This is a genomic window from Variovorax sp. dw_308 (genome assembly GCF_019207085.1).
Lineage (GTDB): Bacteria > Pseudomonadota > Gammaproteobacteria > Burkholderiales > Burkholderiaceae_C > Variovorax.
The window spans coordinates 474,550-486,662 of record NZ_JAATOM010000003.1; the positions used below are offsets into that span (position 1 = coordinate 474,550).

The 12,113-nt window shown below is 69.0% G+C and carries 15 protein-coding genes; 11 read left to right on the forward strand and 4 right to left on the reverse strand.

Annotated elements, in window-relative coordinates; all coding sequences use genetic code 11:
• The first annotated feature begins 57 nt into the window (after positions 1 to 57).
• The 3 genes from HCU76_RS08660 to HCU76_RS08670 all read left to right on the forward strand — a co-directional run bounded on the left by HCU76_RS08660 (position 58) and on the right by HCU76_RS08670 (position 2,876).
• Positions 58 to 1,182 carry a helix-turn-helix domain-containing protein gene (locus HCU76_RS08660; RefSeq protein WP_218509012.1) on the forward strand — a complete coding sequence of 375 codons (1,125 nt, stop codon included), beginning with the start codon at positions 58 to 60 and terminating at the stop codon, positions 1,180 to 1,182.
• Complete coding sequence (locus tag HCU76_RS08665) at positions 1,179 to 1,943, forward strand: substrate-binding domain-containing protein (protein WP_218509013.1); 765 nt, start codon at positions 1,179 to 1,181, stop codon at positions 1,941 to 1,943. The genes HCU76_RS08660 and HCU76_RS08665 overlap by 4 nt, the downstream gene beginning before the upstream one ends.
• A gap of 117 nt (positions 1,944 to 2,060) precedes the next feature.
• Positions 2,061 to 2,876 carry a TIGR01777 family oxidoreductase gene (locus HCU76_RS08670; protein ID WP_218509014.1) on the forward strand — a complete coding sequence of 272 codons (816 nt, stop codon included), beginning with the start codon at positions 2,061 to 2,063 and terminating at the stop codon, positions 2,874 to 2,876.
• On the opposite strand, the gene HCU76_RS08675 is transcribed toward HCU76_RS08670, so the two are convergent.
• Genes HCU76_RS08675 through HCU76_RS08685 form a run of 3 tightly spaced genes read right to left on the reverse strand, consistent with a single transcriptional unit; the run spans position 2,819 to position 4,910 of the window.
• Positions 2,819 to 3,583, reverse strand: coding sequence for a TOBE domain-containing protein (locus HCU76_RS08675; RefSeq protein WP_218509015.1), 765 nt, complete (start codon positions 3,581 to 3,583; stop codon positions 2,819 to 2,821). The two genes, HCU76_RS08670 and HCU76_RS08675, sit on opposite strands and share 58 nt — an antisense overlap.
• 41 nt (positions 3,584 to 3,624) lie before the next feature.
• The gene (locus HCU76_RS08680) at positions 3,625 to 4,473 is read right to left on the reverse strand and encodes a methylglyoxal synthase (RefSeq protein WP_218509016.1); all 849 of its coding nucleotides are present in this window, start codon (positions 4,471 to 4,473) and stop codon (positions 3,625 to 3,627) included.
• Complete coding sequence (locus HCU76_RS08685) at positions 4,473 to 4,910, reverse strand: helix-turn-helix domain-containing protein (RefSeq protein WP_218509017.1); 438 nt, start codon at positions 4,908 to 4,910, stop codon at positions 4,473 to 4,475. Before HCU76_RS08685 ends, HCU76_RS08680 begins: the two co-directional genes overlap by 1 nt.
• 91 nt (positions 4,911 to 5,001) lie before the next feature.
• Between HCU76_RS08685 and HCU76_RS08690 the strand changes: the two genes are divergently transcribed.
• The 7 genes from HCU76_RS08690 to HCU76_RS08720 all read left to right on the forward strand — a co-directional run bounded on the left by HCU76_RS08690 (position 5,002) and on the right by HCU76_RS08720 (position 10,200).
• Positions 5,002 to 5,856 carry an SDR family oxidoreductase gene (locus HCU76_RS08690; RefSeq protein WP_218509018.1) on the forward strand — a complete coding sequence of 285 codons (855 nt, stop codon included), beginning with the start codon at positions 5,002 to 5,004 and terminating at the stop codon, positions 5,854 to 5,856.
• A gap of 86 nt (positions 5,857 to 5,942) precedes the next feature.
• The gene (locus HCU76_RS08695; RefSeq protein WP_256354083.1) at positions 5,943 to 7,001 is read left to right on the forward strand and encodes a nitroreductase; all 1,059 of its coding nucleotides are present in this window, start codon (positions 5,943 to 5,945) and stop codon (positions 6,999 to 7,001) included.
• On the forward strand, positions 6,998 to 7,489 hold the full coding sequence (gene tsaA / locus HCU76_RS08700; protein WP_218509019.1) for a tRNA (N6-threonylcarbamoyladenosine(37)-N6)-methyltransferase TrmO: 492 nt from the start codon (positions 6,998 to 7,000) through the stop codon (positions 7,487 to 7,489). The genes HCU76_RS08695 and tsaA overlap by 4 nt, the downstream gene beginning before the upstream one ends.
• An 85-nt stretch (positions 7,490 to 7,574) precedes the next feature.
• Positions 7,575 to 8,339: a molybdate ABC transporter substrate-binding protein gene (gene modA / locus HCU76_RS08705; protein WP_256354084.1), complete on the forward strand. Its 765-nt coding sequence runs from the start codon at positions 7,575 to 7,577 to the stop codon at positions 8,337 to 8,339.
• A 3-nt stretch (positions 8,340 to 8,342) separates the two neighbouring features.
• A complete protein-coding gene (gene modB / locus HCU76_RS08710; protein WP_213955608.1) occupies positions 8,343 to 8,996 on the forward strand; it encodes a molybdate ABC transporter permease subunit in 654 nt (217 codons plus the stop codon).
• Complete coding sequence (locus tag HCU76_RS08715) at positions 8,996 to 9,682, forward strand: sulfate/molybdate ABC transporter ATP-binding protein (protein ID WP_218509021.1); 687 nt, start codon at positions 8,996 to 8,998, stop codon at positions 9,680 to 9,682. Before modB ends, HCU76_RS08715 begins: the two co-directional genes overlap by 1 nt.
• 2 nt (positions 9,683 to 9,684) lie before the next feature.
• Positions 9,685 to 10,200 carry a molybdopterin-dependent oxidoreductase gene (locus tag HCU76_RS08720; RefSeq protein WP_218509022.1) on the forward strand — a complete coding sequence of 172 codons (516 nt, stop codon included), beginning with the start codon at positions 9,685 to 9,687 and terminating at the stop codon, positions 10,198 to 10,200.
• Between the two features lie 46 nt (positions 10,201 to 10,246).
• Here HCU76_RS08720 and HCU76_RS08725 read toward each other — a convergent pair whose 3' ends face one another.
• Positions 10,247 to 10,639 (reverse strand): nuclear transport factor 2 family protein, encoded by a 393-nt coding sequence (locus tag HCU76_RS08725; RefSeq protein ID WP_218509023.1) that lies wholly within the window; start codon positions 10,637 to 10,639, stop codon positions 10,247 to 10,249.
• A gap of 163 nt (positions 10,640 to 10,802) precedes the next feature.
• On the opposite strand from HCU76_RS08725, the gene HCU76_RS08730 reads away from it, so the two are divergent.
• Entirely contained in the window at positions 10,803 to 12,008 is a 1,206-nt protein-coding gene (locus HCU76_RS08730) for an aromatic ring-hydroxylating dioxygenase subunit alpha (protein ID WP_218509024.1), read from the forward strand.
• Positions 12,009 to 12,113: the final 105 nt, after the last annotated feature.

A 12,113-nucleotide genomic window follows, 5' to 3' on the forward strand; every position in this document is an offset into this window, starting at 1 on the left:
TTGTACGGTTGCGGTGAAATTCTCAAAATTGAACAGCGCGTTCACAATCCGCCCTTGATGCATTCCAACCCTCCCGCCCTGCCGCCTGAACGCGCCGCGCAAATCGCCCAGGCGCGCCGCGAAGTGATCGAATCCGCCGCCCCCGACAGTCCGCGCGTCGCACCCTGGATTTCGCGCTCGTGGCTGCGCTGTCTTTCCGCCGGCCACAGGCCGCAGCAGCGCGTGAGTTTCGATGCCGTGTCGGCGCAGCACGCACGCCGCATGTCGGAGCGCAACCGAGGCCTCGTTGCCGCGGCGCGGCCGGTGCTCGACCGGCTGGCGCGGGCCATTGCCGACACTGGCTACTTCGCGATCCTGACCGATGCGCGCGGCGTCGTGATCGATGCGCGCGGCCTGCCGCCGAATGCCGAGCGAGCGGCCACCAACATTGCGCGCGTCGGCGTCGACCTGTCGGAACGCGCCGTTGGCACCAGCGCCATCGGGGCGGCGCTGTCGGAGCTGCAGCCGGTGTGGCTGCATCGCGGGGAACATTTCTTCGACGACACCAGCGTGTTCAGTTGCGCCGGCGCCCCGTTGTTCGGACATGACGGGCGCTGCGTCGGCATGCTGGACCTGAGCGCCGTGAATGCGGTGGAGCGGCCGGAACTCAGGCAACTGGCTGCGCTCTCGGCGCGCAGCATCGAGAACGCGCTTGTGCTGCGGCAGCCGCATGACCTGCTGGTGCGCCTGAACTGGCCGGGCTGGGGCGGCCACGCGGAATCCGAGGGCCTGCTGTGCCTGGACAGCGATGGCCATGTGACGGCCAGCAATGCAGCGGCGCGGGAGATGGTCAATCAGTCCGCGATGACGGCCGCTTCGTCTTCACCCTTGCACGCCAGCGATCTGTTCGCTCTGCCCTGGACCGTGCTGTGGGACGCCGCGCGGCGCGCCGACGCGACGCCGATCGAGGTGCCGCTGTGGTCCGGGCTGCGCCTGCAGGCACTGCCGCTGGCCGGGCGTGGGTCTGACGATGCGATGACGGCGGCGGGCGCGCCAACGCCGCGTCCCAGGCTGCGCGACGTGGAGGCGGCGCTGATTCGCAAGGCCGTTGCCGAGGCCCGCGGCAACGTGGCCGAGGCAGCGCGTGTGCTGGGGATCAGCCGCGCGACCGTGTATCGAAAACTGGGGCACCGCGGGCGATGAAACGCAATGTCTTCCGTACGGCCGTGCTGGCCTTCGTCGCGCTGACAGCGGCGGCAACATCTGTCGCAGCGGAGGTCAAGGTCCTCACGGCCGGCGCGTTCAAGCCCGTCGTCGCAGCCATGGCGCCGCTGTTCGAGCAGCGCACCGGCCACAGGTTGACGATCGACTCCGACACGGCCGGCGCGCTCGCCAAGCGCATCGCCGGCGGCGAGGCCTTTGATGTGGCGATCCTCACCACCGCCGGGATCGACGATCAGGCGAAAGGCGGGAAGGTCGCGCCTGGCACGTCGATGCCCGTCGCCCGCGTCGGCATCGGCGTGGCCATCAAGCAAGGCAGCCCGGCGCAGGACATCGGGAGCGTTGCCGCCTTCCAGCAGGCGTTGCTGAAAGCCCGCGCGGTCGCGATGATCGACCCGGCCGCCGGGGGCTCCAGCGGCATCTACCTGTCGCAGCTTTTCGGGAAGATGGGCATTGCACCGCAGATGCAGGCCAAGGCCGTGCTCGTGCCCGGCGGCCTGACGGCGCAGAAGCTTGTGAGCGGCGAAGCCGACATCGCGCTGCAGCAGATCAGTGAACTCATGATGGTTCCCGGCGTGACGGTGCTCGGCCCGATTCCTGCGGAGATCCAGAACTACACGGTGTATGCGGGCGGCGTCGGTTCGGCCGCACGCGACGCGGATGCGGCACGTGCATTCCTGGCGATGCTGGCTGGCCCCGAGGCGCGCACGGTGATGAAGGACAAGGGCATGTCAGCGCCCTAGAGCTGACCCACCCCCGAATGCACCTGCGGCGCCACGGGCGGACGCCAGAGGCGGCTGCTCTTGCGGGGCCGTCCAAGGCTGCGCAGGCAGGCTTGGAGCCGCGGCCCTCCTGCAGGCATGCAGCGCACGCGCATCGATGCCATCGTCAACCTGGCCGGCGCGCGCGTGCTCGGCATGCCGTGGACGGCGAGGCGGCGCCGCGAACTGCTGGCGAGCCGCGTCGACGTGACGTCGGCGCTGGTGGACCTGATGCGCCGCCTGCAGCAGCCGCCGCGGGTGCTGGTCAGCGCGTCGGCGGTGGGCTACTACGGCACTTCGCCCGGGGACGCCATCGAATTGCTCGACGAGAACAGTCCCGCGCGGCCAGGCGAATTCCAGTCCGACCTGTGCGCCGCCATCGAGCACGAGGCACGTCGCGCCGAAGCCTTGAAGGTGCGCGTGGTGCGGATGCGCTTCGGCGTCGTACTGGGCCGTGGCGATGGCGCGTATCCGATGCTGGCGCTGAGCGCGCGGATGGGCTTCGGGGCGGTGCTGGGCAGCGGACACCAGCCGGCGCCGTGGATTCACCTGGACGATGCCGTCGGCATGATCCGCTTCGCGATGGACGACGACAGCATCAGCGGCCCCCTCAATGCCGTCGCGCCCGACACGCCGCCGCAAGCGCGCTTCGCCAGGTCACTGGCTGCATCGTTCGGCCGCCGCGCGTGGCTGCGCATGCCGGCCGCACCGCTGCGTGCATTGGTCGGCGAGATGGCGACGATCCTGCTCGACGGGCAGAACGTCGTGCCACGCGCCGCGTTGGCCGCGGGCTATGCCTGGCGCCATCCCGTGCTCGAAGATGCCTTCAGCAACCTGGCGCGGAATCCCGCGAGGAATCAACCGGGCAGCGCCACGACGACTGCTGCTTCATCGACCACGGCAGTGACGCGCTGACGCGTGCGCAAGGCGCTGCCACCCGCCGCAAAGCCAACGACCTGCACGCCACCGGCCAAGGTGACCACCACCTCGTCACCGCTGTCGCTGTCCCTCTCTCGCGCAATGCGCGCCACCGTGCCGCCGAGTTGGTTCCCCAGCGGTTGTGCGTGCAGTTGCGCGGCGGCATCCGCGCGCTCGACGCGCACCGCCGTCGCCTTGCACAACGCGATGGCCGCCATCCCTTCCGCGAGACCGAGCAATTCGGCGCTCTCCTGCGTGATGCGTGCCGCAATGCCATCGCCGCCCGGCAGGCTCATGCGCACGCGCACCACTCGGCCGGCGCGTTCCAGCGCGCTCACCGTGGCGGGCAGCTGGTTGCGCATGCTGGTGCGAATCGAGAGTCGCGCCATCGCCGTGGACGCGGTGCCGACAGTCTGCACGGCGCGTCGCGCCACCTCGTGCGCATCGGCCAGCTCCAGCAGTTGACGGCCCTCTCCTGTGAGCACCGCGCCCCCACCGCCCGCGCCACCCACCGAGCGTTCCACCAGCGGCACGCCGGCCAGGTTGGTCAGCGTCGCGATCGCCTGCCAGGCCGCCTTGTAGCTGACCCTGGCGTCGCGCGCGGCCTGCGAGATGCTGCCGGTGCGGCCGATGCCGCGCAGGATGTCGATGCGCTTGTCGCTCATGCCGTGGCCGAGCGCGTCGCTGAAGCGGGGGACTGTCATGCCCGGATTGTGCTGGCAGGCGCCAGCCTCACGGCGCAGCGCTATGCGGTGACGGCGGCGGCCCATCGCTCGGCAGTGGCCGGCGAGTTGAAGCAGGTGGTGTCGTACGTGGCGGCGCACACGGCGCGCTCCAGCAACTGGATGTCGGCTTCATGCTGGCGCGCCACATGCGGGTCCTCGAAGAAGATCACCTTGTCGCAGCGCCGGTCCAGCACCAGCTCGGCGATCTGCGCATCGCCGCCCATCGGGCCGCTCAGGTAGCGCGTGACCCAGGGTACGTCGGCGGGCCAGCCACGGGACCAGGCCAGGTCGTTGAGCAGCCCGCCCGTCGTGCCCGTGCCGATGCGCATCGCAAAGCGGGACAGCAGGTCGAAGTGCCTCGACGCGTAGTCCACCATGCGCGTCTTCAAGGCATCGTGCGCGATCAGCGCGACAGTCTGCTTTCCGATGGCCGACGCAAAGCCCGCGTCGCCCTTGCCGGCGTGTGCCAGTTCCACCGCGATCCATTCCGTCGCGCCCGCAGCGGTGGAGATGAATGGCTTGCCGTGGATCACGCACTGCCGCTTGAGCGCCTGCGTCTCCGGGTACAGCGACGACGGATCGACAGGGTCGATGAAATAGATCACGCCATCCAGTTCGTCAGCCGGCGTCAGCCCGCCCGCGATGCACGAGGCCAGCCGCATCACGCCGCCTTCGACGCCCGATGGCAACCGCACAAGCGACGCGCCCGACAGCAGCTGCTGCCCGGCCAGCGCATCGTAGGTGCCGCCGACCGCATGCAGGCCGAGCCCCAGCGTGCGAATATCGTCCTCGCAGGCGCGCGCCCAACGCACGAGCGCACCGTCGACACGCTGCCTGTGCAGGCGATGGGCCACCAGTCCGAAACGCATCACGACATCCTCGCTTCCATCGGCTCCGCCACCGCCGGCTCCTCGCGGCGCGCCTCCATGATGCGCGGCAGGTTGAACTCGATCCAGTCGGCGAGAGACTCCACGCGCCGGCCCGCCTCCAGGCCCAACGGCGTCAGGGTGTATTCGACGTGCGGCGGCACGGTGGGATACGACTTGCGCAGCACCAGTCCATCCGTTTCCAGCCACTTGAGCGTCTGCGCCAGCATCTTCTCGCTCACGCCGCCGATCTTGCGGCGCAGTTCGCTGAAGCGGTGCGTGCCGCCCAGCAGCACCACCAGCAGCAGCACGCCCCAACGGCTCGTCACGTGCTTCAGCACCTCGCGCGAGGGACATTCGGCAGACAGGAGTTCGCCGCGCCGGATCACGTCGGCGAGGGTGCCGGGCTTCGCGATGGCGGCGGCTTCGGTGGATTTCATCAAGCTAACCTTTTGGTACGTACTTACAAAAAGTGAGTTAGGGGATTATTCTGCACCTCACCCCATCTCACTGCAACAAGGAACACTCACCATGATCGTCATCACCGGCGCGACCGGCCAACTGGGCCGCCTCGTCATCCGCGCGCTGCTGCGCACCGTCCCTGCCAGCGACATCGTCGCGGCTGTGCGTAGCCCCGACAAGGCGAAGGACCTGGCCGCCCTGGGCGTCGCCGTCCGGCAGGCCGACTACACCAAGCCCGACACCTTGCGCACCGCCTTCGCCGGAGCGGATCGGCTGCTGCTGATCTCGTCGAGTGAGCTCGGTCAACGCGCATCACAGCACCGTGCCGCCATCGACGCGGCCAAGGACGCGGGCGTGAAGTTCATCGCCTACACCAGCATCCTCAGGGCCGACACCTCGCCGCTGAGCGTGGCCGTCGAGCACCTGGCCACCGAGGTGATGCTCGGGGAATCGGGCCTGCCTTTCGCGCTGCTTCGCAACGGCTGGTACACCGAGAACTACACCGGCTGGACCGGCGCAGCCGTTGCCGGCGGCGCGCTGATCGGCAGCGCGGGCGATGGCCGCATCGCCTCGGCCGCGCGCGCCGACTACGCCGAAGCGGCTGCCGCCGTGCTCACCCGCGACAACCAGGCGGGCCTGGTGTACGAACTGGCCGGCGATTCCGCCTACACCCTGGCCGACCTGGCCGCCGAGATCGCGAAGCAGTCGAGCAAGCCCGTGGCCTACAGGAACGTGTCGGAGGCCGAGCACGAGGCCGCGCTGCTCGGCTTCGGCTTGCCCGGACCCATCGCCGCCATGCTCGCGGACTCCGACGTCGGCGCGTCCAAGGGTGCGCTGTTCGACGACGGCGGCCAGCTCGGCAAGCTCATCGGCCGCCCGACGACGCCGATGCCGGCCACCGTTGGCGCGGCGCTGGCGGCCTGACAAGGACTTCGGGCCCGGTCTACACTTTCGCTATTCACCCATTGAATAGCGCTGGCGTCAGGCCGGCGCCATCACCGATCGCTTCCATGCCTGCAGCCCCGCCGCAATCCACCGGCCACCGCCACCCCTTCTCAAGCCTGGGACGGCATCTGCATCGTTCGGTGCTGCGTACCTGCCTGCCGGCCGACGCGCTGCGCGCAGCGATGCGCCACGGTGGCCTGCCAAGCGGCGGCTCCGACGCGTTGCTGGTCGAAGCGGCGGTGCGGATCGTGGCCGAAGACGCTCGCGAGGCCGAGGCGCTGCACCGCGCGCTCGACGAGATGCATCACGAGGCCATCCGGCGCTTCGAATCCGCGCGCAACGAAATCGCGCTGCTGGCCTTGTGGACCGCAGCCGCCGGCACGCCGGACATGCCCGGCGCCTATTGGGCGGTGCTGACCCATCCCGCAGCCGGACGACTGGCGCGCCATCACGCATTCGGCGACGTCGAGATGCTGGCGACGCCGCAACCCACAGGCCCGTTGCCGATGCTGCTGGGACGCCGCTCGGTGTCGCCGCGTCGGCTGATGGAACCCGGCCCCGAGGCCGATCAGCTGGACCTGATGCTCCAAGCCGCCCTCAGCGCGCCCGACCATGGCCGCCTGCATCCGTGGCGCGTGATCGAGTTCCGCTCCGATGCGCGCGAAGGTCTTGCGGACCTGTTCGAGGACGAGAAGCGCCGTCGCGACCCCATCGCGAGCGCCCATGACATCCGCCGCGCCCGCGGTCATGCGACGGAGCCGCCGTGCCTGCTCGCCTTCGTGGTGTCGCTGCGCCAGCGCAAGCAGGTGCCGCTGCGCGAACAGTGGATCGCTGCCGGCGCGGCCCTCGGCAACCTGATGAACGCAGCGCACGAACTCGGCTTCGGCGCGATCGTCCTGAGCGGCGACCGCTGCTTCGACCCGCACATCGCTGCCGAACTGGGCCTGGTCGAAGGCGAAACGCTGGCCGCTTTCATCAGCATCGGCACCATCGCCGAGCCGCCGCCGGACACGACGCGGCCGTTGTCGCAGACCGTCTGGTCCTGCTGGTCGCCGCAGGTCGTGCCGCTGCGCACGGCACAGCGTCCCCGCGTGGCCTGGAACTTCAACGACATGGAACCATGACAGCCGATGCGGGCCAGGTCGCCTGCCACCCGATCGGCTTCGTGCGCAGCCACTTCGTGCAGGTCGAAGGCATGCCGATCCAGGCCGTGGCGTCGCAGGACATCGCGCGCCTCGAAGTGCGCGATGACTTTGCGCCGGGCCTGCGCGACATCGAAGGCTTCGACTACCTCATCTTCATCACGCACATGCACCTGTGCACGCGCGAGCCGCTGGAGGTCACGCCCTTCCTGGACAACACGCCGCACGGCGTGTTCGCCACGCGCGCACCGACGCGGCCGAACCGGCTCGGCCTGTCCATCGTCCGCCTGCTGCGGGTCGAGGGCGCCACGCTGCACTTCGCCGGCAACGACATGGTCGACGGCACGCCGGTGCTCGACATCAAGCCCTACGTGCCGCGCTTCGACGTGCGCGAGACCGACCGCATCGGCTGGTTCGCCGACAAGCTTGGCGCCCTGCCCACGGCCTTGTCCGACCGCCGCATGACCTGACGGCGCGCCCCTCGCGGGCGCAGCCACGCCGCTATGATTCGCTATTCCAAAGATGAATAGCGCACGACGCGAAAGGACGCCCGCAATGAAGACCTGCCCTCGCTGGCTACGCACCGCCGCCGTACTGGCCACCCTCTCGCTGGGCGCCGTGGCCACGCAGGCGCAAGAGATCGTGGTGTCGGCCGCGGCCAGCCTGACCAACGCCTTCCAGGAAGTCGGCAAGGCCTTCGAGAAGTCGCAACCGGGCGCCAAGGTCACCTTCAATTTCGCGGCCTCGGGCGCGCTGCTGGCGCAGATGACGCAGGGCGCACCGGTCGACGTGTTCGCCTCCGCGGACCAGGAGACGATGAACCGCGCCGTCACCGCCAAACTGATCGCCGACGGCACGCGCGTCGACTTCGCGCAGAACACGCTGGTGCTGATCGTCCCCGCCACCGCCACCGCGACGCCGCAGAGACTCGGCGACCTGACCGGCGATGCGTACAAGCGGATCTCCACCGGCACGCCCGCCTCGGTGCCAGTGGGCCGCTACACGATGGAGGCCGTGCAGCAAGCCGGCCTCACCGCCGCGCTGGAGCCCAAGTGGATCTATGGCGAAAGCGTGCGCCAGGTGCTCAACTACGTCGCGCGCGGTGAAGTCGATGCCGGCTTCGTCTACCGCACCGACGCAATGATCGAGCGCGACAAGGCGAAGATCGCGCTGACCGTGCCGACCAGCACGCCCGTGACCTATCCGATCGCGGAACTGGCCGCGAGCAAGAACGCGGCATCGGCCAAGTCGTTCATCGCCTTCGTGCGCGGTGCGGAAGGCCAGGAGATCCTGGCGCGCTACGGCTTCTCGAAACCCTGACCCTTGCTGGTTCCTCTCTGGCTCACGCTCAAGGTCGCGCTGATCGCCACGCTGATCGCAGGCGCGGCCGGGATCGGCCTCGGATGGTGGATGTCGCGGCGCCGTTTCCTCGGCCAGGGCGTGCTCGATGCGGTGCTGATGCTGCCGATGGTGCTGCCGCCCACGGTGCTCGGCTACTACCTGATCGTGCTGGTCGGCCGCAACGGCGTCTTCGGCCAGTACCTTGACCGCTGGTTCGGCATCAACCTGATCTTCACCTGGCAGGGCGCGGTGATCGCGGCATCGATCGTCTCGCTGCCGCTGATCTACAAGGCGGCGCGCGCGTCCTTCGAGGATGTCGACCACCGCTTCGCCCATGCGGCACGCACACTGGGCGCTGGCGAGCTGGAAGTGTTCCTGCGCGTGAGCCTGCCGCTGGCGGTGCGCGGCATCGCGGCCGGCCTGATGCTGGCCTTTGCGCGCGCCATGGGCGAATTCGGCGCGACGCTGATGATCGCCGGCAACCTGCCCGGCAAGACGCAGACGCTGTCGATCGCCGTGTATGACGCGGTGCAGGCCGGCAACGACGCGCAGGCGCTGTGGCTCACGCTGGTCATCTCGGTGGTCTGCATCGTCGTGCTGGTGATCTCGGGGCGCCTGTTGCAGGCGAAGCATTGATGGCCGACCTGCTCGACGTCGACCTGCACGTCGCCCTGCACTCCGACGAGCGTGACTTCGCGCTGCATGCCTGCTTCCGCACGCAATCGATGCGCACGGCGCTGCTGGGGCCATCGGGCGCGGGCAAGTCGACCGTGCTGCTGGCGATGGCCGGACTGGTTCCGGGTGCGAAGGGCCATGTGCGGCTGAACGGCACCACGCTGCTCGACACCGCGGCCCATGTCGACCTGCCCGCGCGCGAGCGCCGCATCGGTTTCGTGTTCCAGGACTACGCGCTGTTCCCGCACATGACGGTCATGCAGAACATCATGTTCGGCATGCACCGTCTCGGCAGTGCCGCGTCGCCGGCGACCACGGCTCGCATCGAGGAACTGCTGCATCAGTTCGGGCTAGAGCAGTTGGCCAGCGCCTATCCACGGCATCTCTCCGGCGGGCAGAAGCAACGCGTCGCATTGGCGCGCGCGGTGGCACCGAATCCACGGCTCCTGCTGCTCGACGAGCCGCTTTCCGCCCTCGACACGCAATTGCGCACCCGCCTGCGGGCGGAACTGGCCGAGATGCTGGACCGCGTGCAGGTGCCGACCCTGCTCGTGACGCACGACCCGCACGACGTGGAGGCCTTGGCCCACAGTGCGATCCATCTCGACAACGGCCATGTCGTGCCAGCCGAAACCACTGGAGCCTGACGATGATGATTCGACTGTTTCGATGCGCCACCATGTTGTTCGCGCTCTGCGCACTGTGGAGCGGCGCAGCCGCCCAGGTGAGCATGCAGGTCGAGGTGTCGGGCGCGGTGCAGCGCACGCTGCGGCTCGACGCCACCGAGCTGGCCACGTCGGAAGCGCAGCAGATCGTCACCTTCGTGCAGACGCGCAGCGCACAGGGTGTCGAGACCAAAAGCACGGTGCGCGGCGTGAAGCTGTCCGCCCTCATCGAGCGCGCGGGCCTCGTGGCGAAGGGCCGCGACGGATGGAAGACGCTGGTCATCGTGGCCACCGCGACGGACGGTTATCGCGCGGTGTTCGCCTGGCCCGAGGTCACCAACACGGCCGGCGGCGACGGCGTGCTGTTGCTGTTCGAACGCGACGGCAAGCCGCTCGATGAGCGCGAAGGCCGCATCGCGCTCATGTCCACCGCAGATCGCAACCTGGGCGCGCGCTATGTGCGCAACCTGGCGCGCATCGAGGTCCGTCCGCTGGACTGAGGAGGCGTTGCTCTTGCATGGGCCTGCCCCAAGGAGAGTCCCCTGATCAGGCGCCGGCCGGCACCTTGTCCAGGAAGCCGGTCACCGATTGCAGCTTGCCGTCGTCGAGTTGCGCGAAGTCCGTGCCCTGGATCAGGTCCGCCGCACCGCTCGGCCCGAGGGTCCAGCTAAAACGCAGGTTGTCACCGTGCGAATCGGCCTTGCCAGCCAGGGCAAAGCGGAAGCCCGGGTAGTGCGCTTGCACGACGCCGATCATCGAGCTGATCTCTTCATGTCCGCTGGCCCGCCCCATCGGGTCGACGTAGCGCGCATCTTCGGCCCAGCCGGTTTCAAGCATCTGCTGGCGGCGCGCGGCGTCGGACTCGTTCCAGAGGGCGATGTAGCGGTGGGCAATTCCGACGGCGTCGACGGCATCGAGAGTGGCGGTGGTGGTGTCCATGGCGCGATTCCTTTCAGGGTTGGAACCCGCAACAGCGCGGGGTGAACGGATGGTCGCGAACCGCGTGTGTCGCGTCGATGACTCCGGAGGTCATGCCCGCGGGTAATCGCGTTGGCCATGAAACGGCCTCTGCTCTTACGATGGGGTTTTGGGAGCACTGGACTTGACGGACCTCACACTCGACACGGCCCCACCGCCGCCCGCGCTGGCGGACCTGATGGCGCGCCTCGATCGGAGCTGCCGCACCGGCACCCGCGAACTGGGCGCCGAAACGGGCAGCGTTCCCGCCAGCCACTACACCGACCGCGTGCACTGGCAGAACGAGCAGGATTCGCTGTTCGCGCATTGGCCGATCGTCGCGGCCCACAGCGCGGAGGTGGCGCCGGGCTCGGCGCTGCCCTTCGACGCGCTCGGCGTGCCCATCGTCGTGACCCGGTCCATCGAGGGCCGTGCGCGCGCCTTCTTCAACGTGTGCCGGCACCGCGGCATGGCGCTCGTCACGACCAAGGGCTCGGCACCGCCAAAGGCAACGCCCTGCAAGGCGCTCGTCTGCCCTTACCACGGCTGGACCTACGAACTGGATGGGCGCCTGCGCCACCGGCTCCATGCCGAGACCTTCGACGGCATCGACCCCGCCACGCTGAACCTGGTCGAGCTGCCCTGCGACGAAGCGGGCGGCCTGATCTTCGTGAAACGCACGCCCGGCCCGCCCTTCTCCGCCGCCACCTTCCTGCAGGGCCTCGACGCGCACCTGCAATGGCTGGGCCTGGCCGACATGAAGGTGTTCCGCAAGGTCGACCATGTGTACCGCGCGAACTGGAAGCTCACCGCCGATGCCTTCCTCGAGGGCTATCACATCCGCGTGCTGCACCGCGACACGATCTATCCGTTCTTTGCCGACGCGATGGCGGTCAACCTGCGTGCCGGCCCGCACCAGGATTCACTGGTCGCGCGGCGCACGGCCCTCGAAGGCTTCGAGCCACCGCGCGACCGCAGCGCGCTGTGCAAGGTGGCCACGCCGACGCAGTTCCTGTTCCCGAATTCATTCCTGATCTGGCACCCCGACTACGTCAGCCTGATCGGCATGTTCTCGCCGGCGCCGGACGAGGTGCGCTGGGTGCACACCATGCTGATCCCGCCCGATCGCACCGGCGATGACTGGCACGCGCACTGGGAGAAGACCTTCAACCTCATCGAGAAGACGGTGTTCCAGCAGGAGGACATCGCGACGGCCGTCGGCATCCAGAAGGGCCTGCTCAGCGGCGCCAACGCAGGATTGGTTGCGGGGCGGCTGGAGAGCGACGTGCTGCGATTCCACCGGGGCGTGGATGCGGCGATCGCGGGGACCTTGAAGCCTGCGGGCGATTAGCGCCTTCATTCCAGGAATACTGTGGAACCCGCCTTGCCGGGCCCCGGGCATTGCCCCCGCTGGGCTCGGAAGGGGGTGAGAGGAGCGGCACGAAGTGCCGCGGAG